The organism is Rhizobium sp. P2_G2, assembly GCF_056403555.1.
Genome location: NZ_JBFUFF010000001.1, coordinates 199,494 through 223,069, shown reverse-complemented (window position 1 = coordinate 223,069; position 23,576 = coordinate 199,494). Strand labels below are relative to the sequence as shown.

General features: G+C 61.4%; 22 protein-coding genes. 13 read left to right on the top strand and 9 right to left on the bottom strand.

Going from position 1 to position 23,576, the window contains the following annotated elements; translation table 11 throughout:
• The first annotated feature begins 12 nt into the window (after window positions 1–12).
• The 6 genes from AC1D06_RS01025 to AC1D06_RS01000 all read left to right on the top strand — a co-directional run bounded on the left by AC1D06_RS01025 (window position 13) and on the right by AC1D06_RS01000 (window position 7,572).
• A complete protein-coding gene (locus AC1D06_RS01025; RefSeq protein WP_477984315.1) occupies window positions 13–1,386 on the top strand; it encodes an aminotransferase class III-fold pyridoxal phosphate-dependent enzyme in 1,374 nt (457 codons plus the stop codon).
• A 238-nt stretch (window positions 1,387–1,624) separates the two neighbouring features.
• A complete protein-coding gene (locus AC1D06_RS01020) occupies window positions 1,625–2,353 on the top strand; it encodes an HAD-IA family hydrolase (RefSeq protein ID WP_477984684.1) in 729 nt (242 codons plus the stop codon).
• Between the two features lie 66 nt (window positions 2,354–2,419).
• Window positions 2,420–4,030, top strand: a complete 1,611-nt coding sequence (locus tag AC1D06_RS01015) for an ABC transporter substrate-binding protein (RefSeq protein ID WP_477984313.1) — start codon at window positions 2,420–2,422, stop codon at window positions 4,028–4,030.
• Between the two features lie 85 nt (window positions 4,031–4,115).
• Window positions 4,116–5,066 (top strand): ABC transporter permease, encoded by a 951-nt coding sequence (locus AC1D06_RS01010; RefSeq protein WP_477984311.1) that lies wholly within the window; start codon window positions 4,116–4,118, stop codon window positions 5,064–5,066.
• On the top strand, window positions 5,063–5,914 hold the full coding sequence (locus tag AC1D06_RS01005) for an ABC transporter permease (protein WP_477984309.1): 852 nt from the start codon (window positions 5,063–5,065) through the stop codon (window positions 5,912–5,914). Before AC1D06_RS01010 ends, AC1D06_RS01005 begins: the two co-directional genes overlap by 4 nt.
• A gap of 2 nt (window positions 5,915–5,916) precedes the next feature.
• On the top strand, window positions 5,917–7,572 hold the full coding sequence (locus AC1D06_RS01000; protein WP_477984307.1) for an ABC transporter ATP-binding protein: 1,656 nt from the start codon (window positions 5,917–5,919) through the stop codon (window positions 7,570–7,572).
• Window positions 7,573–7,599: 27 nt separating this feature from the next.
• On the opposite strand, the gene AC1D06_RS00995 is transcribed toward AC1D06_RS01000, so the two are convergent.
• Complete coding sequence (locus AC1D06_RS00995; RefSeq protein ID WP_477875400.1) at window positions 7,600–8,076, bottom strand: Lrp/AsnC family transcriptional regulator; 477 nt, start codon at window positions 8,074–8,076, stop codon at window positions 7,600–7,602.
• A gap of 220 nt (window positions 8,077–8,296) precedes the next feature.
• Here AC1D06_RS00995 and AC1D06_RS00990 point away from each other — a divergent pair, with 220 nt between their 5' ends.
• The 3 genes from AC1D06_RS00990 to AC1D06_RS00980 all read left to right on the top strand — a co-directional run bounded on the left by AC1D06_RS00990 (window position 8,297) and on the right by AC1D06_RS00980 (window position 12,392).
• Window positions 8,297–9,622, top strand: coding sequence for an NAD(P)/FAD-dependent oxidoreductase (locus tag AC1D06_RS00990; protein ID WP_477984306.1), 1,326 nt, complete (start codon window positions 8,297–8,299; stop codon window positions 9,620–9,622).
• Window positions 9,623–9,762: 140 nt separating this feature from the next.
• On the top strand, window positions 9,763–10,245 hold the full coding sequence (locus AC1D06_RS00985; RefSeq protein WP_477984304.1) for a hypothetical protein: 483 nt from the start codon (window positions 9,763–9,765) through the stop codon (window positions 10,243–10,245).
• Between the two features lie 77 nt (window positions 10,246–10,322).
• A complete protein-coding gene (locus AC1D06_RS00980) occupies window positions 10,323–12,392 on the top strand; it encodes a sigma-54-dependent Fis family transcriptional regulator (RefSeq protein WP_477984302.1) in 2,070 nt (689 codons plus the stop codon).
• A 110-nt stretch (window positions 12,393–12,502) separates the two neighbouring features.
• Here the strand turns inward: AC1D06_RS00980 and groEL are convergent, their stop codons facing one another.
• The 7 genes from groEL to AC1D06_RS00945 form a co-directional block, all read right to left on the bottom strand.
• A complete protein-coding gene (gene groEL / locus AC1D06_RS00975; RefSeq protein WP_477984300.1) occupies window positions 12,503–14,137 on the bottom strand; it encodes a chaperonin GroEL in 1,635 nt (544 codons plus the stop codon).
• 64 nt (window positions 14,138–14,201) lie between these two features.
• Window positions 14,202–15,011, bottom strand: coding sequence for an iron-sulfur cluster assembly protein (locus tag AC1D06_RS00970; RefSeq protein ID WP_477984298.1), 810 nt, complete (start codon window positions 15,009–15,011; stop codon window positions 14,202–14,204).
• Between the two features lie 5 nt (window positions 15,012–15,016).
• Window positions 15,017–16,039: an amidohydrolase family protein gene (locus AC1D06_RS00965; protein ID WP_477984296.1), complete on the bottom strand. Its 1,023-nt coding sequence runs from the start codon at window positions 16,037–16,039 to the stop codon at window positions 15,017–15,019.
• A 69-nt stretch (window positions 16,040–16,108) separates the two neighbouring features.
• Window positions 16,109–16,477 carry an MmoB/DmpM family protein gene (locus AC1D06_RS00960; RefSeq protein WP_477984294.1) on the bottom strand — a complete coding sequence of 123 codons (369 nt, stop codon included), beginning with the start codon at window positions 16,475–16,477 and terminating at the stop codon, window positions 16,109–16,111.
• A 17-nt stretch (window positions 16,478–16,494) separates the two neighbouring features.
• Window positions 16,495–17,553: an aromatic/alkene monooxygenase hydroxylase subunit beta gene (locus tag AC1D06_RS00955; RefSeq protein ID WP_477984292.1), complete on the bottom strand. Its 1,059-nt coding sequence runs from the start codon at window positions 17,551–17,553 to the stop codon at window positions 16,495–16,497.
• 139 nt (window positions 17,554–17,692) lie between these two features.
• The gene (locus tag AC1D06_RS00950) at window positions 17,693–18,778 is read right to left on the bottom strand and encodes a 2Fe-2S iron-sulfur cluster-binding protein (RefSeq protein WP_477875392.1); all 1,086 of its coding nucleotides are present in this window, start codon (window positions 18,776–18,778) and stop codon (window positions 17,693–17,695) included.
• A gap of 96 nt (window positions 18,779–18,874) precedes the next feature.
• A complete protein-coding gene (locus AC1D06_RS00945; RefSeq protein WP_477984290.1) occupies window positions 18,875–20,548 on the bottom strand; it encodes an aromatic/alkene/methane monooxygenase hydroxylase/oxygenase subunit alpha in 1,674 nt (557 codons plus the stop codon).
• 494 nt (window positions 20,549–21,042) lie between these two features.
• Here AC1D06_RS00945 and AC1D06_RS00940 point away from each other — a divergent pair, with 494 nt between their 5' ends.
• The 4 genes from AC1D06_RS00940 to AC1D06_RS00925 are packed head-to-tail and all read left to right on the top strand — an operon-like array spanning window position 21,043 to window position 23,161.
• The gene (locus tag AC1D06_RS00940; protein ID WP_477984288.1) at window positions 21,043–21,492 is read left to right on the top strand and encodes a hypothetical protein; all 450 of its coding nucleotides are present in this window, start codon (window positions 21,043–21,045) and stop codon (window positions 21,490–21,492) included.
• Between the two features lie 29 nt (window positions 21,493–21,521).
• Window positions 21,522–21,839, top strand: a complete 318-nt coding sequence (locus AC1D06_RS00935; RefSeq protein WP_477984286.1) for a hypothetical protein — start codon at window positions 21,522–21,524, stop codon at window positions 21,837–21,839.
• Between the two features lies 1 nt (window position 21,840).
• Entirely contained in the window at window positions 21,841–22,956 is a 1,116-nt protein-coding gene (locus tag AC1D06_RS00930; RefSeq protein WP_477984284.1) for a WD40 repeat domain-containing protein, read from the top strand.
• Between the two features lie 28 nt (window positions 22,957–22,984).
• The gene (locus AC1D06_RS00925; protein ID WP_477875387.1) at window positions 22,985–23,161 is read left to right on the top strand and encodes a hypothetical protein; all 177 of its coding nucleotides are present in this window, start codon (window positions 22,985–22,987) and stop codon (window positions 23,159–23,161) included.
• A gap of 64 nt (window positions 23,162–23,225) precedes the next feature.
• On the opposite strand, the gene AC1D06_RS00920 is transcribed toward AC1D06_RS00925, so the two are convergent.
• Entirely contained in the window at window positions 23,226–23,516 is a 291-nt protein-coding gene (locus AC1D06_RS00920) for a ribbon-helix-helix domain-containing protein (protein WP_477984282.1), read from the bottom strand.
• Window positions 23,517–23,576: the final 60 nt, after the last annotated feature.

The window sequence follows — 23,576 nt, the reverse complement described above, 5'->3', positions numbered from 1 at the left end:
CCGGAGAACCCCATGCTCGCCAATTCGCTGATCGAACTTGACCGCGCCCATCTCATTCATCCCGTCGCATCCTATCGCGGCCATGAAAAGCTAGGTGTCCGCGTGCTGAAGTCCGCCAAGGGCGCGACGGTCACGGACCAGACCGGGCGCCAGTTGCTCGATGGCTTTGCCGGTCTCTGGTGCGTCAATGCCGGCTACGGCCATGAAAGCATCGTCGAGGCGGCCGCGCGCCAGATGCGCGAGCTGCCTTACGCGACGGCCTATTTCGATCTCGGTTCGGAACCCGCGATCCGGCTCGCATCGGAACTTGCCGATCGGGCGCCCGGGGATCTGAACCATGTCTTTTTCACCCTTGGTGGGTCCGATGCCGTCGACAGCACCATCCGCTTCATCCGCTATTACTGGAACGCCAAGGGTGAGCCGCAGCGCGACCAATTCATTTCCATCGAACAGGGCTATCACGGCTCCTCCGTGGTCGGCGCCGGGCTCACGGCACTCCCCGCCTTCCATGCCGGCTTCGGTATTCCCTATGACTGGCAGCACAAGATCCCCTCGCCCTATCCGTACCGCAATCCGGTCGGCGAAGATCCGGAGGCCATCATCGCCGCATCGCTCGCCGCGCTGGATGCCAAGATCGAAGACATCGGTGCCGACCGGGTTGCGGCATTTTATGCCGAACCGATCCAGGGTTCAGGTGGTGTCATCGTTCCGCCGAAAGGCTGGATCAAGGCTATGCGAGAGCGCTGCAGGCGACATGGCATACTCTTCGTCGCCGATGAGGTGATTACCGGCTTCGGCCGGACCGGTCCGCTGTTTGCCTGCACCGAAGAAGACATCGTTCCGGACTTCATGACCACGGCCAAGGGCCTGACATCCGGCTATGTGCCGATGGGTGCCGTGTTCATGGCAGATCATGTTTATGATGTAATTGCCGACAGCGCTGGGAATTCAGCTGTCGGCCATGGCTATACCTATTCCGCCCATCCGGTCAGCGCCGCCGTCGGGCTCGAAGTGCTGCGCCTTTATGAGAGCGGCATTCTCGAGAACGGCGTCCAGGCAGGAAAGCGGCTGATGGCAGGACTCGAGGGTCTGCGCGATCATCCTCTGGTGGGCGATGTCCGCGGTCGCGGTATGCTTGCCGCAGTGGAGCTGGTGGTGGACAAGGCAAAGAAGACGCCGCTTCCGGCCGCAGCCGTGCCGGCGCGACGTGTCTTCGACCGGGCCTGGGAGAACGGCCTGATCATCAGGGCATTTGCGCACGGCGTTCTCGGCTATGCGCCACCGCTCTGCTGCACATCCGACGAAATTGACGCCATTATAGAGCGCACGCGCAAAACTCTCGATCAAACCCTTGATGATCCGGATGTGCGCCAGGCGCTGGCGTGACAGGGCGGTTCCTTGCGCGGCATGGCTCTTTCGAAATATCGCCCGGGCCGGCAATTTCGCAATTTTGTGCCGCGGCCTCATGCCATTTCGGCGAATCCGGCGCTGCAGAACTGCCAAACTGCTCTCAGAAAACGGCCACGGCGATGGTTTTCAGGGCTTTCGAAGACAAGCAAGCACGGCGGGAGCCAGAATTTTCTGCCGTGAACCACCTGCGATGCAGCAGGGCATGAAGGAGAGCATGGACTTGGCCAAGGATTTTCCGGCGTTCAAATATTTCACCTTCGATGTCGTCGGCACCCTGATCGACTTCGAAGGCGGCATCAAGGATTGCCTCGCCCAGATTGCCGCCGAGGCCGGTACATCGGTCGACGGTGAAGAGGCACTTACGCTCTATCGCCAGGCGCGCTACAGCGGCGATGCAGGCCTTTTTCCGGATGATCTCCTGCGCGTCTACATGGTCATCGCGCCAAAACTCGGCCTGCCGGCCAAGGAAGAATATGGAATGCGCCTGCGCGACTCCGCGGCGAGTTGGAAGGGTTTTGCTGACAGCGCCGCTGCGCTCGCGGACCTCTCCAAGACCCACCGGCTGATCGCCATGACCAATGCCCGCCGCTGGGCGCTCGACCATTTCGAAAAGCAATTGGGTTCGCCGTTCTTCGCTACCTTCACTGCCGACGACACCGGCACGGAAAAGCCGGATCCTGCCTTCTTCGAACAGGTGTTCGACTTCGTCGGCACACAAGGCGACAGCAAGGACGACATCCTGCACGTGGCCCAGAGCCAGTATCACGATATCGGCATCTCCAGAAAACTCGGCCTGACCAATTGCTGGATAGAACGCCGCCATGCCCAGAAAGGCTATGGCGGGACGATCGAGCCCGGGAATTTCACCGAACCCGACTACCATTTTACGTCGATGGCGGATTTTGCCGCGGCCGTGAAGGAAAGCCTGACAACCAGAGCCTAAACCCAGGCCGGGAAAGCCCGCAGGCAAGATGGGCAGCCCGCCAAACCAACGGAAAAGGGGAATGACATGACTGACAAAATCACCAACTGGACCAAAGCCGACGACGCAATGGTCGAAAATGCCATCCGCCGCGGTGCGACCCGGCGCGATCTCCTCAAGATGATGCTGGCCGGCGGCGTCGCAGCCTCGACCGGCGGCATTGTCCTTGGCCGCGCTTCGCAGGCGGTCGCCGCGACCCCGGTCTCAGGCGGTGCCTTCAAGGCGGCCGGCTGGTCTTCCTCGACCGCCGATACGCTCGATCCCGCCAAGGCATCGCTGTCGACCGACTATGTGCGCTGCTGCTCGCTCTACAATCGCCTGACCTTCCTCGACAAGTCGGGCGCGCCGCAGCTGGAACTCGCCGAAAGCATCGAGAGCAAAGACGCCAAGACCTGGACCGTGAAGCTGCGCAAAGGCGTCACCTTCCATGACGGCAAGGCCCTGACCGCCGATGACGTGGTCTTCTCGCTGAAACGCCATCTCGATCCGGCTGTCGGCTCCAAGGTTGCCAAGATCGCTGCGCAGATGACCGGCTTCAAGGCTGTCGACAAGTCGACCGTCGAAATCACGCTGGCCGACCCCAATGCCGACCTGCCGACCATCCTGTCGCTGCACCATTTCATGATCGTCGCCGATGGCACGAAGGACTTTTCCAAGGGCAACGGCACCGGCGCCTTCGCGCTCGAAACGTTCGAGCCAGGCGTTCGCTCCGTAGTGACGAAGAACAAGAACTACTGGAAGTCGGGCATGCCCTATCTCGACTCCTTCGAGTTTATCGCTATCAGCGACGACAATGCCCGTGTGAACGCGCTGATCTCCGGCGATATCAACCTTGCCGCCTCGATCAATCCGCGCGCCATGAAGCTGGTGGAAAGCCAGTCCGGCTTCGAACTGTCGAAGACCACCTCCGGCAATTACACCAACCTCAACATGCGGCTCGACATGTCGCCCGGCAACAAAAAGGATTTCATCGCCGGCATGAAATACCTGGTCAACCGCGAGCAGATCGTCAAATCCGCTCTGCGCGGCCTCGGCGAGGTCGGCAACGACCAACCTGTTTCGCCGGCGAATTTCTATCACGATGCCGATCTGAAGCCGAAGGCCTTCGACCCCGATAAGGCGAAGTTCCATTTCAACAAGGCAGGCGTTCTTGGCCAGTCGATCCCGGTCATCGCCTCCGATGCCGCCACCTCGTCGATCGATATGGCGATGATCATCCAGGCAGCCGGCACCGATATCGGCATGAAGCTCGATGTCCAGCGCGTGCCCTCCGACGGTTATTGGGACAATTACTGGCTCAAGGCGCCGATCCATTTCGGCAATATCAACCCGCGCCCGACACCGGATATTCTGTTCTCGTTGCTCTATGCGTCGAACGCGCCGTGGAACGAAAGCCAGTACAAGTCGGAGAAATTCGACAAGCTGATGATCGAAGCCCGCGGCCTGCTCGATCAGGCCAAGCGCAAGGAGATCTACAACCAGATGCAGGTGATGATCGCCGAAGAAGCCGGCACGATCATTCCGGCCTATATTTCCAACGTCGATGCGATCTCAAGCAAGGTAAAGGGTTTGGATGCAAATCCGCTTGGTGGCATGATGGGTTACGCGCTGGCGGAATACATCTGGCTTGCAGCCTGATGGCGCAAACCGTCCGGGGGCGCAGCAGCGCTCCCGGATCCCATTTTGCTGGCCGCGGACCATTGTCGCAGCGAGGAGCGCCTCGATGAAATCCGAGGTTTCATACCTAATTCTCAATAGGCTTGTTATCGCGGTCATCACGCTTCTGATCGTCTCGTTTGCGGTGTTCTTCGCGACGAACCTGCTGCCGGGCGATACGGCCTCGATCCTGCTGGGGCAGGCGGCAACCCCGGAAGCGGTTGCCGGACTGCGCAAAGCCATGCATCTCGATGACCCGGCTTTCTTTCGTTTCCTGCGCTGGCTGGTCGGCCTCATGCAGGGCGATCTCGGCACGTCCTATGCCAACGACATGCCGGTGGCACGGCTGATCGGCGGGCGCCTCGTTGCGACAATGGAGCTTGCCGGCATCACCACGCTGGTTTCCGTGCCGCTGGCGCTCGCGCTCGGCATTACCTCCGCCATGCTGCGCGGCTCGCTTTACGACCGGATCATGACGGTGGTGTCGATCGGCGTCATTTCCGTGCCCGAATTCATGGTGGCGACGTCGGCGGTCCTGGTTTTTGCCGTCTATCTCAAATGGCTGCCGGCACTGTCCTCCGTCAATGAAGCGCATTCCCTTGCCGATCTCCTGAAAATCTATGCCATGCCGGTGATCACGCTGACTTTCGTCATTTCGGCCCAGATGATCCGCATGACGCGCGCCGCGGTGATCGAGACATTGAACACGCCTTATGTCGAAATGGCGCTGCTCAAAGGCGCGTCCCGCGGCCGGATGGTGCTCAAGCACGCGCTGCCGAATGCTCTCGGCCCGATCGTCAATGCGATTGCGCTGTCGCTCTCCTATCTCGTCGGCGGCGTCATCATCGTCGAGACGATTTTCAACTATCCGGGGATCGCCAAGCTGATGGTCGACGCCGTCGCCACCCGCGATCTGCCGCTGATCCAAAGCTGTGCGATGATTTTCTGCCTTGGCTATCTCTTGCTGATCACCGCCGCCGATATCGTCGCCATTCTTTCCAATCCGAGGCTGCGATGAACAGAGCAAGCACCATTCATCCGCGCCTGTCGCTGGCCGGCTACAATATCAATCTGGTCGGGATTGCCGCCTTCCTCGTCATTCTGGCCTGGACGCTCGTTGCCTTGTTCGCACCGCTCGTCATTCCCTATCCAGTCGGCGAGATCGTCGACACGGACTATTTCGGCCCGATGAGCAAGGTGCTCTGGCTGGGTTCGGACTACCTTGGGCGCGATATGTTCTCCCGGGTGCTGATGGGCGCGCGCTATACGGTCGGCATCTCGTTGGCGGCCGTGTCGATCGCCTGTTTCAGCGGCGTCGTCCTCGGCATGATCGCAGCCGTCGCCGGCGGCTGGCTGGACGCAGGGCTGAGCCGCTTCCTCGATGCGATGAACTCGATTCCGAGCAAGCTTTTCGGGCTGGTCGTCGTCGCAGCGGTCGGTTCGTCCATACCCGTGCTGATCCTGACGCTAGCCGTCATCTACATTCCGGGGGCCTATCGCTTTGCCAGGGCGCTGGCCGTCAATGTCAACACCATGGATTTCATGACCGTCGCGCGTATCCGCGGCGAAAGCATTCCCTATCTGATCGGATCGGAAATCCTGCCGAACATCATGCGACCGGTGCTCGCGGACCTCGGCCTGCGTTTCGTCTTCATCGTGCTTTTGCTCTCCGGCCTCTCCTTCCTCGGGCTCGGGCTGCAGCCGCCCTATGCCGATTGGGGAGCGCTGGTGCGGGAGAATATTGGCGCCCTTCCATTCGGCGCTCCTGCTGTGATGGTGCCATCGCTGGCGATTGCCAGCCTGACCATCAGCGTCAATCTCCTGATCGACAACCTGCCCCAGAAGATCAGGGACCGGAGCGCGTGACGATGGCCAATCTTGTTGAAATCAAAAATCTCAATGTCGAGGCCAGGACCGACGCCGGACGGGTTGTCGAGATCATCAGGGGCGTCAGCCTGGAGATTGCCGAGGGCGAGATCGTTGCGCTGATCGGCGAGAGCGGCTCCGGCAAGACGACGATCGCATTGACGCTGATGGGGCACGCACGCCCGGGATGCCGCATTTCGGGCGGCGAAGTCTGGGTCGATGGCAAGGACATGGCGGCCATGTCGGAGCGGGAACGCGCCAAATACCGCGGCACCCAGGTCGCCTATGTGCCGCAGAGTGCGGCGGCGGCCTTCAATCCCTCAGCGACGATCATGGAACAGGTGATCGAGGTCACCCGTATTCACAGGCTGATGGTGCCGGAGAAGGCACGCGAGCGCGCTGTCGAACTGTTCAAGGCGCTGTCGCTGCCCAATCCCGACACGATCGGCGATCGCTACCCGCATCAGGTTTCCGGCGGCCAGTTGCAGCGCCTTGCCGCCGCCATGGCGCTGATCGGCGATCCCAAGCTGGTGATCTTCGACGAGCCGACCACCGCACTCGACGTGACGACCCAGATCGACGTCCTGAAAGCATTCAAGAATGTCATGCGGGCCGGCGGCATTGCCGGGGTCTACGTCTCGCATGACCTCGCTGTCGTGGCGCAAATCGCCGATCGCATCGTCGTTCTCAAAGGCGGGCAGGCGCAGGAGACCGGCACGACCTCGCAAATCCTGACTGCGGCCACACATCCCTATACAAGGGAACTGTTGGCCGCCTTCGAGCCAAAACGGCGTTCCGACACCAAGCAGGACCCGGCACAGGCAGCACCCTTGCTGCAAATCAGCGATCTGATCGCCGGCTATGGGCAGATTCAATCCGACGGGCTGCCAATCGTTCGCGCCGTCCAGTCTGTCAGCCTCAAGGTAGAGAAGGGCCGAAACCTCGGCATTATCGGCGAATCCGGCTGCGGGAAATCGACCCTGGCACGGGCAATTGCCGGCATTCATCCGGCGGCCTCGGGCAAGATCACCTTCAACGGCGCTGTCGCAAGCCCCGCCGCGCGCGGCAGAACGCAGGACCAGCTGCGCGAGATGCAGATCGTCTTTCAATATGCCGATACCGCGCTGAACCCGGCCAAGCCGATCGAGGATATTCTCGGCCGGCCACTCGCCTTCTATCACGGCATGGACCGCAAGGCGCGAGACGCGCGCGTCAACGAACTGCTCGACATGGTCCGTCTTCCCCGCACGCTGCGCTATCGCCACCCGGCGGAGCTTTCCGGCGGGCAGAAGCAGCGGGTGAATTTCGCCAGGGCGCTCGCCGCGTCGCCGCAACTGATCATCTGCGACGAGATCACCTCGGCGCTCGACACGGTCGTCGCCGCGGCCATCCTCGACCTGCTCAAGGAATTGCAACGCGAACTGCAGCTTTCCTACATCTTCATCAGCCACGACCTGTCGGTGGTGGAAGCGATCTGCGATGAAATCGTGGTCATGTATGGCGGCAAGAAGGTGGATGAGATCACGCCGGAGAACGCTGGGGCAACCCGCCATCCCTATTCCCAACTGCTGTTCGCCTCGGTGCCGAAGCTCGACCCCAAATGGCTCGACAACCTGGTGCTGGATCCCGAGCTCAAGCGGGAATATGGCCACGGTTGACCGTGCGCCGCCCCTGGCGACGTGTCTCTACATCGGAAACAGGCTGGGCAGGGGCATATGCGCCTTGACGATCGGTGACTTCAGCACGACGAAGCTGAAATATTTGTCGATGCCGATGTCCATGTCGGTCAGTCGCTCCATGATCGTCTGGTATTCCCCGATCCCGGCAGTGACGAACTTCATCAGATAGTCGTAGCCGCCGGAGACGAGATGGCATTCGATCACCTGGTCGATCTTTTCGACGACCGACAGGAAGCGTGCGAAGTCGATCTGCCGGTGGTTCTTGAGCGTGATCTCGGTAAACACCGTCAATGTCTGGCCGAGCTTGCCGAGATTGATCTGCGCCGAATAGCCCTCGATGTATCCCTCTGCTTGCAGCCGCTTGACGCGCATCAGGCAGGGACTCGGCGACAGGTTCACCAGTTCGGCGAGTTCCACATTGGTAACGCGACCGTTTCTCTGCAATTCGTAGAGGATTTTGATGTCGATCCGGTCAAGTTTCATCGGGATACGCGGCTCCGGCACTATTAGCACAAAATGCTGTGCGTTGCGAAATTCGAACTTATCACAATGCCGTCCGATGTCCATTCATGCCGCAATTCCGCAATGGGCATAATAGTTCGTTGCTTCGCCGTCTGACAGCAGAAAATGCCGCAGAGCCACGATCTGCGGCTCCGCTTCGCCCGCCAATGGGCTAAAATGGAAGCCAGTTTGGAGACCAAAAATGCCTGCACCGCTTCGCAAGATCGAAACGACACCGGAATTGCCGAAATCGGCCGATGTCGTGGTCATTGGCGGCGGCATCGTCGGCGTTTTCACAGCGTATTATCTGGCGCGATCTGGGCTGAGCGTCGCCCTGATCGAGAAGGGCCTGATCGGCGCCGAGCAGTCGAGCCGGAACTGGGGCTGGTGCCGGCAGCAGAACCGCGATGCGCGGGAATTGCCGATCGCCACGAAAAGCCTAGATCTTTGGGAGAGCTTCGCGGCCGAAAGCGGCGAGGATGCCGGCTTCCGGCGCACTGGTCTGTTCTATCTTAGTAACGACGAGCAGGAGCTCGCCGGCTGGGCGCGATGGCGCGACTTTGCCAAAACAGTCGGCGTGACCACGCATATGCTCGACAGCGCCGCAGCGACGGAGCGCGGCAAGGCGACGGGCCGGACCTGGAAAGGCGGCGTCTTCTCGCCGACCGACGGGATTGCCGACCCGGCCAGTGCAGCGCCGGCCGCAGTGCGCGCCATCCTCAAGCTGGGTGGCAGCGTGCACCAGAGTTGCGCTGCGCGCGGTCTCGAAACCGAGGGCGGACGCGTCAGCGGTGTGGTGACGGAGAGCGGCGTCATTCGCACCAGGATCGCCATTCTCGCTGGCGGCGCCTGGGCGTCGTCGTTTTGCAGACAGTTGGGTATCCGCTTTCCGCAGGCATCCGTCCGCTCCTCGATCCTCTCCGTCTCCGCCGAAGCGCAAGGGTTGCCGGACACGCTGCATACAGCCGGCGTCTCGATCACCCGCCGCGGCGATGGCGGCTACACGCTGGCGATCAGCGGCCGGGGACGGATCGACGTCACGCCGCAGCAATTGCGCTTCTCGTCGCAATTCATCCCGATGTTCCTCAAGCGCCGCAAGAGCCTGTCGCCCGGCGGGCTGGAGGGATTCCGCTCGGGCCACGAAACGCTCACGCGCTGGCGTCTTGACCGGCCGACGCCGATGGAGCGGATGCGCATTCTCGACCCACGCCCAGACCAGGCAACCATCGAACTGACCCACGCGCGAGCACTGGAACTGCTGCCGGAATTGCGCAAAACCCATATTACCGCCGCCTGGGCCGGCTATATCGACAGCACGCCGGACGGCGTGCCCGGCATCGGTGAAATATCGACGCTCCCCGGCTTCATTCTCGCCGCCGGTTTTTCCGGCCACGGTTTTGGCATCGGTCCCGGAGCCGGTCGTCTCGTCGCAGATATCGTCACTGGCGCATCACCGATGGTCGATCCGGCTCCTTACCACCCTGATCGTTTCAGCTCGTCGGTGTGGGGCAAAGTCGCGGACTTTTAGAATAACCCGCCACGCCGTCGCCGGATACCACCTGCCTCGGATCGGTGTGGGTTACATTCGCTGTCTTGCGCATGTGAAATGTGCTACGCATTTCCAACGGATAGTGCATATTCCGTTCTTGACAGGATCTGGGAGGATTTATGGTCGAGATCTTTTCGAAGCAGGACGGCCCGCGTCGGGAGGACGCGCAAGTCAAGCGGCTGATCGAGCAGAATCGTGGCGTGATCACCAAGCTGGCCGACCAGTTGAGCAGCGGTCGCTACTCGGAATCGAAGAAGCCGAAGCCTGTGCCGCAAGCCGAGGGCCTGATCATCCATATCGGCGGCAGCGCAAAGCCTGCGCCCGAACCGGAACCGAAAATTCGCGTCACGGCCAACGGCCGCGTCATTGCCGTCGATGTCGGCACGGGCCGGCAATTGCAGCATTTCGGCGAGATCCGCGAGGCGCGCGGCACGAAAATCTTCCGCCTGTCGACAAAGGCGAACGGTTTCATCGCGCCTCTCGATGACGAAATCGCCGAGCTGCTCGCCGATATCGACGGCGTGCTCCTGGGTCCCGCTTATAGCGACAAGGATCTGGCCGCCGATATCGGGCTGAGGCTCGACATTCCTCCCGAGACGTAACGGTCGCAGGCCCGGCTTCCGCCTGCGAGACTGCGTGCCCGAAGTCCAGTTCCCTCGAACGAGGAATGTGATAGCCGATGAGACACAATTCATCCACGCCGGGAAATTTCGGACCGGACCGGACGCCCGAAGTGAGCGGGCTGATTGCCAGCGAAATGACCCTGCATCAGGCCTATGACGAATTGACGACGATGAAGGCCTGGGAGACCCTGTTGGAAGGCCGCACGGAGCCGTCGCGCCCTTCGCTGCCGGTACGCTCGACCATCCACGATTCCTGGTATCGTTGTGCCAGCGGCGGCATCGACGCGCAGCGCAACGAGGCGCCGCTCGAAACCGACCGCGATGCCGTCGAGGCCCTGGCACGGGGCAGTTCTGAACTGCTGGAGGCGGCACAGCGGCCATTCTCGGCGATTGGCCGCATGCTGGAGGGAACCGGCGCCATGCTGGTTCTGGCCGACAGCGAGGGCGTGCTGATCGATGCGATCGGCGACAAGCGGACGCTCTACGACGGCATGGACATCCATCTCGGCATTGGCGGCAAATGGACCGAGGATGTCGTCGGCACCAATGGCATCGGCACTGCGCTGTGGACCGGTGAGCCGGTCTTCGTGCATGCGGCCGAACATTTCTGCGCCGGCATCAAGACCTGGACCTGCGCCGGCGCGCCGATCCGCGATCCGTTCGACGGCAAGGTCATCGGCGTGGTCGACTTGTCCGGCCATCCCGACATTTTCAGGCCGCATAACATTGCGCTCGTCGCCGCAGCCGCCCGCGAGATCGAGCGGGCGCTGTCAGGCTCCCAGAACGAGCAGCGCATGCGGCTGCTCGAAGCCTTCATCGCCTCGGCGAACAATTATCGCTCCAGCGACGGCGTGATGATCGTCGACCGGCATGGAAGAGCAATCTACAGCAACAACGTGCCGCTTATGGAACGCAAGCGCTTCGGCGACAGATTGCGCCAAGGCAGCCGAAGCTGTCGGTTGCCGGAGCTCAGCAATTCCGGCTTTCTCGACAGCGTTGCCACCGCCCTGCCGGAGGATATGCAATCCTGCCATGTTTGTGCGCTCGAGCTGGACGGTGCGGTGCGCGGCGCAGCCCTGGTCTTCCCCAAGCAGGAGAACCGCACCTTTTCCTTGAGCCGGCGTGAATCGCGCAGGCTGGAGGACGAGCGCGCGCTGATTGTCGGCGAGAGCGAAAGCCTCCGGGCGGCCGTCGATATCGCCTGCCGGGTCGCCGAGACGGAGGACGTTACGTCGCTTCTGATCGAAGGCGAGACCGGTGTCGGCAAGGAACTGTTCGCCCGGCTGATTCATGCCGGCAACCAGAAGCAGGCCGGCAGTCCGTTCATCGCGCTGAACTGCGGTGCCATCACCAAGGACCTGTTCGGCAGCGAGTTGTTCGGCCATGTCGCCGGCGCCTTTACCGGCGCCTCGCGCGAAGGCAAGCCGGGCGTGTTTGAGCTTGCCAATAGCGGCGTGCTCAGCCTCGACGAAATCGGCGAAATGCCGCTCGACATCCAGCCCTTTCTGCTGCGCGTGCTCGAGGATCGGACTGTGCGACGGCTGGGCGAAAACCGTTCCCGGCCGGTCGACGTCCGGCTGGTCGCCTCCACCAATCGCGACCTGAAGCGTGAGGTCGAAGCAGGCCGATTCCGCCGCGATCTCTACTACCGGATCAGCACGGTCTCGATCCACGTGCCGCCGCTGCGCGACCGTGGCAGCGACAGCCTGCTGCTGCTCGCCCATTTCAACGAGAAGATGGCCGCGCGCAAGAACGGAATGCCGCTGCATTTCTCCAGCGAAGCGCTCGACGCGCTGCTCGCCTATCGCTGGCCGGGCAATGTCCGCGAGCTTAGAAACCTGGTCGAGCGGCTGCATATCCTCTCGCGTCACGGCTTCGTCGGCCTGGAGGACCTGCCGACCGAAATCATCGAACGCCACGATCCGATTATGACTGCGGGAGCTGGAGCGGATGCATCGGACAACCAGGCGGTCCTGAGCTTCGAAGATGCGGAGCGGCAGGCGATAAGGAACGCACTGGCGGCCGAGCACGGCAATCTCAGCAAGGTCGCCCAACGGCTCGGCATATCGCGGCCGACGCTCTACAGGAAACTGGAACAGTTCGGGATCCGGCGCGGGTTTGTTTGATATCTGCCCATCATCCCGCGGCCGTCTTCTCCTCTTTCAAAGGCAAGGCGGCCGCAGGATGATGGCAATCGACATCCTCACGGCCGCTGACCGGAAATACCAGTCCTCCCTTACGGACGCCCGAGCTTCTCCGCGCCGCCGCCCAGTGCTGGGCCTTCGGTCGGATCGGCTTCGTTTTCGGCGAGATCGCCGATCAGCGTCTCGGTGGTCAGGATAAGCTTGGCGACGGATGCGGCATTGCGTAGCGCGGTATAGGTGACGCGCACCGGATCGATGATGCCGGCCTCGATCATGTTCTGGTAGACGCCCGTGGCGGCATTGTAGCCATGGCCGCTGTTGACACGGGTGACTTCCAAAATGATCGCATCGGGATCGCCGCCGGCATTGGTGGCGATCCGCCAGAGGGGCCGGGTCAGCACAGAACGGACGAGGCGCACACCTTCGGCAACGTCATTGTCGACACTTTCGAGCAGGCTATCGAGCACCGGCGCGATCTGCGCCAGCGCCGAGCCGCCGCCCGCCACGACCCCCTCCTCCGCCGCCGCACGTACGGCATGCAGGGAATCCTCGATCAGCTGGATCGTGCGCTTCTGCTCGACCGGCGTGACCCCGCCAGCGTAGAGCACCGCGGTGCCGCCGGAGAGCTTGGCGAGCCGCTCGCGTAGCTTGTCCTGCTCGATATTGGGCGGCGCCGTTTCATATTGCCGCTGCACCTGCGCACGGCGGGCAACTATGGCCGCCGGATCGCCGCCGCCACGCACGATCGTCGTATAGGTGGCGCTGGTGATGACGCGCTCCGCCGAACCCAGGTCATCGAGCGTCACATCCTCGATCTGGCCGCCGAGGTCGCGGGCGATCACCCGGCCGCCTGTGAGGATTGCCAGATCCTCCATCATCGCCTTGCGCCAATGACCATATTCCGGCGGATGCACGATCAGGTATCTGCCCGGCCCTTGCTTGCCGAGCAGCATCACCACGACATCGGGCGACACTTCCTCGGCGACGATCAGCAACGGCCGGCCAGCCTTGGCGGCGATGCCGCGCACCGCCTCGATCGCCGAGGGTTCCCTGATCTTGAGATCGGTCATCAGGATCAGCGGCCGATCGAGCACCGCCTCCATCTTCTCCTGGTTGGTGACCATGTGATGCGAAAGATAGCCGCGCTCGAAGGACATGCCCTCGACGACATCGAGCGTCGTCTCGGTGGTGACGCTGAAATCGGTGGTGATGATGCCGTCCTTGCCGACACGCTCATAGGCTTCCGCCACCAGCGCACCGAGTCTCGCATCGGTCGCGGCGATATTGGCGACGGCCGCCAGCACGCCATTGCCCTTGGCGGGCTTGGCCTTGGCCTTCAGCGCTTCGACGATCTTGTCCACGGCAAGGTCGATGCCTTTGCACAGGTCGACGGATTTGGCGCCGCGTTCATTGGCCTCGATGCCCTTCTGCACCAAGGCATTGGCGAGCACGATCGCCGTCGTCGTGCCGTCGCCGGCGATTTCGTTGGTCTGCATCGAGACCTCGCGCACCACCTGCGCACCCATATTCTCGAAGCGGTCATGCAATTCGATCTCCGAGGCGATCGAAACGCCATCGCGGGTCACCATCGGTGTGCCGAGTGGCCGGTCGATCATCGCATTCATGCCGCGCGGGCCGAGCGTCGGCTCGACGGCGGCGGCCAGCCTGGCGACACCGCGGGCAAGCGCCCGGCGCGCATCGGAATTGTGCAACATCAGTTTGGGCATGGCTCCTCCTTCCGCCTGACGGGCGGTTTGTTGATTTGGGGCCTTATGCTGGAAGGCCGCTGGTTCAGTTACAGGCCGACGATGGGCGTGCTTCAGGCGCAGGCACCCGGTTCATGATGAAATCGACCAGCGTCGGCTCGCCGTCGACAACGTCCACTTCCTTGTAGCGCGTATGCTTGAGCCCCCGGCAGAGCGCGCCGTTGAACTCCATGTTGATGCGGACGCTGCGGAGATCGGCAAGATGAGCAGGTAGGCCTTCTCGACTGATCCGCCCGCCGTCGTAATCGACGATCACGGTGTCGTCCTCGCTGAACTCAGGCCAGCGCTGCAACAGCGCCTCGCGATAGCGTGCTCTCAGCTTGCCGACCTGCTCGTTGCCAGCGACGATGGCGTCGAACATGGCAAGCGTCATCAGCACGATCTCGCCCTCGGCGATGCCGAGCGCCTTGAGATCCAGGATCACCGCCTCCTGCCGCCGCTTGAAAGCCTTCTGGCGAAACTTCTCCCTCAGCCCTTCAAGATCGGTCTGTTCGGCCAGCGAACCAAAAATCTCGGCGAAGCTTTTGCCCTCCGCAACGCCCCTGTTCACTTCATCCGCGAACATATGGTCGTGCAGCGTCACCTGATAGGCCGGCGACCACGAAAGCCCGTCGAGCGCCGTCCGGATATCGTCGAGCATCAGGAAGGCGAAATTCGGCGAGCACCAATAGGTCGGCAGGCGAAACCCAAGCCTGACGCTGCCATCGGCGGCGATTTCGGCACGCTCGACAAAACCCATCTCGGTCACGGGCTCGTCGAGCTCGGGATCGTTGACCGCTTCGAGGCGCCGCCAGAGTTCCCCCTGGCGGCTTTCTGACAGAGCGAGGGAGGTCATGTCGCTCACTCCGCAGCGATGCTGAACGGCGACGAAGCAAGCGCTGCCTTCTTCGCCGCGACGTCGATGTCGTAGAGCCGCGCGGCGTTGAGGCCGAGGATCTTTTCCTTGATCTCCGGCGTCAGTTGTACGCCGCGCTCCTTGGCAATGTCCTCGGGCAGTTCGAAGGCCCAGAATTTTTCCACCAGCCAGCGTGGCGTCCAGATGGCATAGTCCGACCCGAAGAGAATCTTGTCCGGACCGCACCAGAACAGCAGTTCGGAAATCACCTCGGCGAAATAACGCGGCCGCGAATGGATGAAGGGCAGCGCCACGGCAAGACCGCCATAGACATTGGTCTCCTGCACCGCGATCCAACAGAAATCGTCGAGCCGCGGCAGGCCGCAATGTTCGATGATCCAGTTGAGGTTCTGGAAGTCGGTGGCGGCATAATCGACATCATGGACGTCGAAGGCGTCCTTGTTGAGCGGGATGATCGTCGGGCCCTTATGGACGTGGATGTTCTTGATGCCGAGCTTCTCGCAGAGCTCGAAGCATTTGTAGGCTTGGGGATCGTTGAGCTTCCAGCCTTTCGAGGCCCCGTTCCATTCGGCCGTGTACATCTTCACGCCCTTGATGTCGTATGTCTCCTTCATGACGTGGATATATTCCAGCGCCTTTTCACCGTCGCGCGGATCGAAGGAACCGTTGACGATGAAACGTTCCGGATAGCGCTTGGCGACCTCGGCATTGCGCTCGATCGTGTTGAAGCCGTTCTTGTAAAAATCCTTGAGATAGGTCGATTGCACGATCGCCACGTCGTCCGGGCCGTCGATGAACAGGTCCCGGTAGAGGTCGTCGGCGCTGTACTTTTCGAACTTGCTCTTTTCCCAGAGCTGTTCCTTGGGGCTAAGCGCGGTGTGATAGGCGTAGAAACACTCGACGAACTGTTTGCCGTGGATGTTGCGCTGGTTTTCCGGGCTGCCGTCCCAGAAATGGGTGTGGCCGTCGACGACGAAAATTTCCTTGCCTTCCGGTGTGATATACATGGTTGCCTCCGCTGCAATGATTTGAATGTCCGGCGCGCCACGGATGCGGCGCGCCACCCTCCCGAACAGTCAGATGTATTCGAACACCTCGTCCATATCGCCGAACAGGATCACCTCGTTGTCGTCGATGCGGACCATGCGGCCGTAATGCGTTGATGTGTTGACCTCGAAGATTTCGGCGGTCATCTCGCGGCCGAGATAGTCGCTGATCTCGTCCATGCGGAAGATCAGCTTGCCGTTGCCGTCGATGCGGATCATCGCCGGCGCATAGGTGACGGTGACGCCGGGCTTCTTGCTCATGAACTCGGCAATGGCGCGCGCCTCGACCGAATCATTCATGGTGACTCCGCACTGGTGCGAGATCGTCTGCTCGAAGGTGATGTCCTTCATCGATTTGAAGATGTTATCGTGCGATGCGTCGCGTGCTACTGTTGACATGTTGAAAGCTCCTTCGATTATCTGTTCAGGCCGAGTTCGCCGAGGATCTTGCTCACCCGTTCGCCGGACTGGGCATAGACGTCGGAGAAGGACACCGGCTTGGAATGAGGCATCGACCAGATCGGCTGCAGGCCGAGGGCGGCCTTGTCGGCCAGCGCGCCGTGCTTGGCGACCCAGCCCTGGAAGAGCTTGCGGTTGGCCTCGCCATAGGCGTGATCGTTCGCGAGCGTGTAGACGAGGTCGATCGTGTTGGCGAGATTGCGCTCGTAATCGGCCTCGGCGGCCGAGATCACCGGCGGGGTGATGAAGTCATGGTTGGCGGCCGCTGCCTGCATCAGGAAGCCCGAGCGGAACAGTTCGCCAACCAGGGGCTCGAACAGGATGTTGATGGCGAAATACTGTTCGAGATAATCCGACGTTCCCATGATCGTCTCGATCGCTTCGCGCGTGCCCTGCCAGACGCCATCCTCGAGCCAGTGCTTCTTGCCAAGAGTGTCGTCCCAGCCGGCGATATCCATGCCGATCTCGGCCAGATAAAGCGTGATGTCCTGGGCGAGGCGCAGCTTGTAGGACGAATTGGTCAGCGTCGCGTTGTTGATCATCTGGGTATAGCCGTAGCGCTGCGCCTGCATCAGCGAGGTGCCGAGGCCGAATTCCGCATGCTTCCACGCCCCGAGATGGGCCTGCAGGATCGTGATCCACACCTTGTCGAACGCCTTCGGTGCGCCGGCGCGGCGGGCATTGCCGATCACGCTCTGCACCATGGTCTCGATCTTGGACTGGCGCTGGTAGTGCGTGCGTTCCCACTCCTGGTCGGGCGCCCGGAAGGCATGCCAGTTGGAGCTTTTGGCGGCGGTGTTGTCCTTGACATAGGCGCCCTTGCCATTGGCGAAAGAGATGATCCAGTTCTGGATCAGATAGCGTTCCGGATCCGGCTGGACGTCGACGGTGACGTCCTCGTAGTGGGTGGCGCGCTGGCCTTTCGGATCGAAATAGCGATACCGCCGGCTGTCGGAATCGGCAAAGATTGCCGCTCCTGCCGCACCCGACCCGACTGAACTCGATATTGCAGGCATAGTTCTCACTCCCTTGTTGCAGTTGCCTTGATGCTGTCCGTTCTTCGTCCAGCTCCGGACTGTCGTGGTTCATGGAAATGCACGACAGTCCGCCTTCCCGTTTACCGATCGCCTTGTCCGCGCCTTGGCGCGGGGCGATCTAATGACCCGGAGTTCCTCCCCCGGACGAAGTGGTGAATTTGTCGAAGAAAATGCGCTCGGCTTCAAAGCCGTTCATGAACAGCACCGGCTGCAGCGCATCGATCATCGGCGGCGGGCCGCAGGCATAGACATCGCCCTCGCCATCCACCGCCAGCTCCTTCAGCTTGGCGTCGACCGCCTGGTGGACAAAGCCGCGCTCGCCGGTCCAGCCGCCATCCTCCGGAGCGTGCGAAAGCACGGGGATGAAGGTGACGTCCGGATAGCGGCCGACCAGGTCCTCGATCTTGTCGAGATGGAAGAGATCATCCTCTGTCCTGGCGCCATAGAAGAAATAGACGGGCCGCTGCTCGCCGCTGAGAAGGTGGTCATTGAGGATCGACCAGACGGGCGACATCCCCGATCCCGCGCCGACGAGCACTAATGGTCCATGCCGGTCTTCCCGTCGAAAACAGGTTCCGTAGGGTCCGACGACGCTGACCTCGGCTCCGACCCGGATGCCTCCGGAATCGAGTTCGCCGGAGAACTTTCCTTGTGGGTATTTCTTGATGATGAAGGAGAGTTTCTGGGTTTCGCTCGGCGTATTTGCCATGGAGAACGAGCGCGTAATCGTCTCCCCTTCTTCCGTTGTGACCGTGATGTCGACATACTGTCCCGCCCAGAACTTTATCGGGGAGCCGAGTTCGATTTCGATGCCGCGGATGTCATGGGTCAGCTTCTCGATCTGCGAGATGCGGCCCTTGTAAGTCTTGACGGCGATCGCCTTGGCCAGAAGCTCTTCATCATAGTTGAGGAGCTCCACTTCCATGTCGGAATAGGCGATCGAGCGGCACAGCAGGATGTGCCCGCTTTCCTTTTCCATGTCGTTGAGCGCGAATGTCGAATATTTCAGCATATCGACTTCGCCGTCGAGCAATACGCATTTGCAGGCCGAACACTGGCCTTCCTTGCAGCCATGCGGCAGGGCGATGCCTTGGCGAAACGCGGCATTCAGCACCGTCTCACCATGCTCGACCTCGAATTCGACGCCGACCGGCTCGAGCCGCACCTTGTGCGCCTCCTGATGCGCTTTTTGAGCTTCAGCCATCTATGGAATCTCCCAATTCCTGCACGCTCCCCGGAAGGAACGGCCCTCTTCCCTTGAAGTCGCGAAGGCCGGAGCCGGCCTCCGCGGATCGGCGTCTCAGTGGAACGGCGTGATGGTGAAGCCCGCGCGGTATTCGGCGAGATGCTTTTCGCGGTCGGCCGGCGACATGTCGCGCAGGATCTGCAGCGGCGACATCAGCGTGTGGCCGCGCACGTCGTCCAGCGTCCACATGTCCTTGCCGTCGAAGCGCAGGTGCGGCTGCGGCACCAGCGTCTTACCGTCGGAGCGGACGAAGTTCAGGTCCTTGATCGCGTCGGCGAGATCCCAGCCGTGATAGACGGTTTCCCACTCGCGCTTGCCGCTGAAGCGGCCCATGGCCGGTGTCGGGCGGCCCTGGTATTCGTCCGAGAAGGCTTCGACGGCGGTCCAGCGGTCGAGTTCGTGGGCGAACGTATGCAGCTTGCCGTCGATCTCGTCGACCACGATATCCTCGCGGATCAGGCAGGGGACGAGGCAGCTCCAGCAACGGTGCGGATAGACGTAGCCGACGTCTTCGTTGAAGGTGATGATCTTCTCGCCACGATGGCTGAGCTTGTCATACCATTTCCAGAAGTCGCCGAACTGGGCGTACCAGCCCGGATATTTCTGCTCGAACCATTCGAAATCGGCCTCGCGCTGGGCCTCGATGCGCCAGAAGTTGACCGGCCAGCCGACCGCGAAGAACTGCGCCACCTTGTGGACATAGTGCTTCTTGGTGATGCGGTTCCAGGCTTTATGCACGTCGTCGTGATGGACCTTGATGCCGTATTTTTCCAGCGGCAGCATGTAGGTGCGATAATAGTCCTCGAAAATCCAGCGGTGCCACATTTCCGCATAGGATTCCTTGTTCTTGTCGCGGTTGGTGGTGCCGTATTCGATGAACGTGCCGATGGCGGCATCGACGATCGCATGGTTCTGCCAGAAGGCGTAGCGCAGGTCGCGCTCGAGCAGCAGGTGGTTTTCCGGCTCCTTGAGCGCCGCCATCAGCAGCGAATGGCCGTTGCCGATATGGCGGCTTTCATCCGACTGCACCGACAGAAACACGGTCGGCAGGGCATAGTCACCGTTGCGCGCCGCTTCCGAGGGCATAGCGACGAACAGCGTGTTGGTGAAGGCGGTTTCGGCAACCACGGTCAGGTACATGCAGGCCGCCGTCATCGTGTCGCCGGTGATGAAGCCCTCGCCGAACTGGCGGCCAATCGTCGTGGCGTAACATTTGCCGAAGGCTTCCTCGGTAATGTCGAAGCCCGCCGGATCGATATAATTCTCCATGTACCATTTCTTCAGGTTCATCTGGATCGTCGAGTGGCGGAACTCGTCGACCATCTGCATGGTGAAGCCGGTTCTGAGATCTTCGCCAGGTGCCAGCCGGGCGACCATAGCCATCGAGCGGGCGGCAGAGATTTCCGGAAAGGGAATGATCGCCAGGAAGAGCTTCATCCACTCGACCCAGCGCGGCTCGACATTGCGGAACATGTCGCCGCGCAAAGCCGCATCCAGAGCGCCATAGACGCGGTTGTCCTTTTCTTCCTGCATGGGAAAATAGGAGCGCAGCACCTGCTTCATCGGATCGCGCGGCGCCTTGCTGATCTTGTAGTCGGTCGGAAACGTCATCGCTTCCTGGACATAGGTGGGATTCCAACCAAGATCGGAAATCTTCTTGGTTGCCTCGCCCACGGAAATACCGCGCTGCGAAGTGATCTTGTTAAGCGTCAAAGACGACATCGTCATCAGCCTCCACTGTGTTTGAGCCGCAGGCCCCTCTGGCCCCGGCCGGAACGGCGCACCGGGCGCCGCGAGCGAAAGTTGGAATGGCACGGCAAAGGGATGCGCCAAGGCGCGACCCGGCGGTCCGGCCATTCAAGTGGATCACGGCAAAGGTCTCTGGGGATGTCCGGCCTCCTCGACCGGATGCGTGCGAACCGCTCCCCCACTCCTTCGTTCTTCTAGCGTCGCTGTGAACGCGATGGCTTGTTATGCGATAGACGATGCAAAGGCCGTGCCAATTCGAAAATACAGTGCTTTCGGCATTTAATATTTTCGGAAATTACATTGAGTGTAACGTTATTTTACAATCGTAATTTACAAATGTAACACTATCTATATTTTTCGCCACGCTCTTATATAATCGTCATATAGAAATAAACATTTATAGACATAATTCTATTCTTTAATTATGATTTCAGCCCCGCCAAACCGGATATTCCTTTGATTTGCGAGGCACTATGAGTGGCAGCAACGGCAATTTCAGGCCTTCGGGCGCGCCCAGCAGCGATGTCACGACCCAGCTTGCCGGGTTGATGCAGCGTGACCTCGTCTTTGTCATGCGGTTCATCGGCGAGAGCCAGCATCTGATGCAGAGCCATTTCCAGCGCTTCATCCTTGGTGAGCTGGCCATGACCGGCGTGACGCCGGAGACGCATCCGATGATCCATGCCTTTGCCGAAAAGCATGCGCTGATGCTGCGCGATTTCGTGTTTTCCGGCGTCTCCCTTTCCCGGCAGTTCCGCGTCGAGGAAATGGAGCAACTGACCGGCGACACACTGATCCGGGTGGATATCTGGGACCAGCTGCGCAGCTATGTCGGCATGGCAGAAAACCAGTTCAGAAGCCAGCTCCCGGAACTGCCCGTGGTGCTGGACGCCTGGAAATCGCCGGAAGGCCGCGAACGATGATACCGCCGCAGAACCAAAAGGAGAGAGCCGTGACAGCCGCCCGCGACGAAAAAGCCTTCGACCTCATCCGCCAGCGTGCCGGAAGCGTTGCCGTCGTCTCGGCGCTGAATGCCAAGGCGCTGAAGCTGACGCAGTTGGTCGCCGGGACCGAAATGGAGATCCTGCGGCTTGAGATGGAAACCGCCCGCAATCCCGCTAATCGCCAACTGGTGCAGGAATTGCATGAGGTGGAGGAGAGCGCCGAAGCGATGCGACAGGCCCTGGTCGATTGCGCCGGGGAGATCGAAGCGGCGGAAGAGGATGTCGCCGCACTCGACCGGGAGATCGAGGCGGCAAAGGGAGGATGAGATGAACCAGCAGACAATGCCGAACCTGACCCTGTTCGATCTCCTGGCGCGCCAATGGCAGCGCCGGGCCTCGGTCAGCCAGCTGTGCTTCAATGCCGATGCGACCTTGCTGGCGATAGCAGCGGCCGACGGTGCCGTGGCGCTCGCCCGCCTCGCCGACAACGAGCCGCCGGAGGCACGCATTGCCGTCGACAACGGCCAGACGACGATCCGCCCACGCGAAGGCAAGCCGTCGCCGTTGATCAATACGCGCCTTCAGGAGGCGACACGCCTGTCGGCCGACGCTCAAGGCGGCTTCCTGGCGCTGACCGCCAACGGCGAACTATTGCGCCTCAACCGCGGTGGCGAGATTGCCGGCAAGCTGCTTGCCGACCAGAGCCCGATTTCCGCCTTCACCCATAGCCACCAGACGGGGATGACCGCCGCCGTCGTGAAAGATCATCTGCGGCTCCAGTCCGGAGAAACCGGACCAATTGCGGAACTGGATCTCGGTGGCTGCGCAGTCGACATCCTGTCCATATCCGGGGATGGCGCACTCCTGGCCCTGGCCGGCGACGGCTGGCTGAGCATTCGGTCGGCCACCCAACCAAACGAACCGATCTCAGAACGCGCACTCTCCACCCAGCCACTTTCGCTTGAATGGAGCCCCGATGGAACCTGGCTGGCTTGCGGGTTGGAGCAAGGTGGGCTCTGCCTGCTCAACGCCGCAACCGGCGATACCGCGACATTCTCCGATTTTCCTGGGCCGGTCGGCCAGGTCGATTGGAGCAATGCCGCCAACGCACTTCTCGCCAGCGGCGCCTATCGGATCGCCGGATGGACGATGGCGGCAGCGCCGCTTTCCGAAGGAGCACGCGGTGCGCTGGCGACCGGTAAGGCTGGGTTCGTGCTGGTGGCCGCAGTCGCCGCCCATCCGCTCAGAAACATCGCGGCGGCGGGCTATGCCAACGGCCGGGTCGTGGTCGCGCCGATCAGCTCACCTGCGGAACTGATCATCCGCGAGGGTGGCGGGCCGGTGACCGCGCTAAAATGGTCGGCGGATGGCCGGCATCTCGCGATCGGCGACGCACTCGGCAGTGCGGCGATCGTCACCTTCCCCGATGAAATCTTCAAATAACATCAATGTGTTGACAATGGAGGAACAGATGCAGACCGAACTCAACGCCGAAGAGAAGAGCAAGGACGCTTTCTTCGAGAAGATCGCCAAGCTCTCCGAAGAGATGGTGGCCGTGCACGGCAAGGAATTCAGCATGGGGGCGCTCGTGCTCGGCGCCCGCTGGATCGCCGAAGGCCGCGCCACCGGCAGCAGAAAGACCAACTGACCGAATAAGAGCCATCGGAGGGTCGGCAGCGGCCCTCCTCGCCGGCGCCGACCTGCCCTCGCTTTCAGGCGAGGCGCGGTGCGGCAGCGTGCTGCCCGCGCTCCTCCTGATAGAGCAGACAGACCGTCCTCAGCATGGAAGCGAGATTGGACATACCACCATGCAATTCCAGCGCTTCGGAATAGAGTTGCGATATCAGTTTAGAGGTCGAAAGACCCTCCATTCGCGCGATGTCCTCCAGCACCTGCCAGAACGCCGCCTCCAGGCGGACGCTGGTGGAGTGCCCCGATATCCTGACCGAGCGGCTGACCTTGTGGAACCGCTGCGGACTTTGACCCGTCAATACCCTGCACATCATTGCTTCTCCTCCCGCGAAATCTTGCTTGCGAAAAATGCTCCCCGCGAAACGCTGTCA

What these genes read in the sequence shown, in the direction of transcription:
- AC1D06_RS01025 (WP_477984315.1), top strand. Translation starts at nt 13, where the DNA reads ATGCTCGCCAATTCGCTGATCGAACTTGACCGCGCCCATCTCATTCAT.
- AC1D06_RS01020 (WP_477984684.1), top strand. Translation starts at nt 1,625, where the DNA reads ATGGACTTGGCCAAGGATTTTCCGGCGTTCAAATATTTCACCTTCGAT.
- AC1D06_RS01015 (WP_477984313.1), top strand. Translation starts at nt 2,420, where the DNA reads ATGACTGACAAAATCACCAACTGGACCAAAGCCGACGACGCAATGGTC.
- AC1D06_RS01010 (WP_477984311.1), top strand. Translation starts at nt 4,116, where the DNA reads ATGAAATCCGAGGTTTCATACCTAATTCTCAATAGGCTTGTTATCGCG.
- AC1D06_RS01005 (WP_477984309.1), top strand. Translation starts at nt 5,063, where the DNA reads ATGAACAGAGCAAGCACCATTCATCCGCGCCTGTCGCTGGCCGGCTAC.
- AC1D06_RS01000 (WP_477984307.1), top strand. Translation starts at nt 5,917, where the DNA reads ATGGCCAATCTTGTTGAAATCAAAAATCTCAATGTCGAGGCCAGGACC.
- AC1D06_RS00995 (WP_477875400.1), bottom strand. Translation starts at nt 8,076, where the DNA reads ATGAAACTTGACCGGATCGACATCAAAATCCTCTACGAATTGCAGAGA.
- AC1D06_RS00990 (WP_477984306.1), top strand. Translation starts at nt 8,297, where the DNA reads ATGCCTGCACCGCTTCGCAAGATCGAAACGACACCGGAATTGCCGAAA.
- AC1D06_RS00985 (WP_477984304.1), top strand. Translation starts at nt 9,763, where the DNA reads ATGGTCGAGATCTTTTCGAAGCAGGACGGCCCGCGTCGGGAGGACGCG.
- AC1D06_RS00980 (WP_477984302.1), top strand. Translation starts at nt 10,323, where the DNA reads ATGAGACACAATTCATCCACGCCGGGAAATTTCGGACCGGACCGGACG.
- groEL (WP_477984300.1), bottom strand. Translation starts at nt 14,137, where the DNA reads ATGCCCAAACTGATGTTGCACAATTCCGATGCGCGCCGGGCGCTTGCC.
- AC1D06_RS00970 (WP_477984298.1), bottom strand. Translation starts at nt 15,011, where the DNA reads ATGACCTCCCTCGCTCTGTCAGAAAGCCGCCAGGGGGAACTCTGGCGG.
- AC1D06_RS00965 (WP_477984296.1), bottom strand. Translation starts at nt 16,039, where the DNA reads ATGTATATCACACCGGAAGGCAAGGAAATTTTCGTCGTCGACGGCCAC.
- AC1D06_RS00960 (WP_477984294.1), bottom strand. Translation starts at nt 16,477, where the DNA reads ATGTCAACAGTAGCACGCGACGCATCGCACGATAACATCTTCAAATCG.
- AC1D06_RS00955 (WP_477984292.1), bottom strand. Translation starts at nt 17,553, where the DNA reads ATGCCTGCAATATCGAGTTCAGTCGGGTCGGGTGCGGCAGGAGCGGCA.
- AC1D06_RS00950 (WP_477875392.1), bottom strand. Translation starts at nt 18,778, where the DNA reads ATGGCTGAAGCTCAAAAAGCGCATCAGGAGGCGCACAAGGTGCGGCTC.
- AC1D06_RS00945 (WP_477984290.1), bottom strand. Translation starts at nt 20,548, where the DNA reads ATGACGATGTCGTCTTTGACGCTTAACAAGATCACTTCGCAGCGCGGT.
- AC1D06_RS00940 (WP_477984288.1), top strand. Translation starts at nt 21,043, where the DNA reads ATGAGTGGCAGCAACGGCAATTTCAGGCCTTCGGGCGCGCCCAGCAGC.
- AC1D06_RS00930 (WP_477984284.1), top strand. Translation starts at nt 21,841, where the DNA reads ATGAACCAGCAGACAATGCCGAACCTGACCCTGTTCGATCTCCTGGCG.
- AC1D06_RS00925 (WP_477875387.1), top strand. Translation starts at nt 22,985, where the DNA reads ATGCAGACCGAACTCAACGCCGAAGAGAAGAGCAAGGACGCTTTCTTC.
- AC1D06_RS00920 (WP_477984282.1), bottom strand. Translation starts at nt 23,516, where the DNA reads ATGTGCAGGGTATTGACGGGTCAAAGTCCGCAGCGGTTCCACAAGGTC.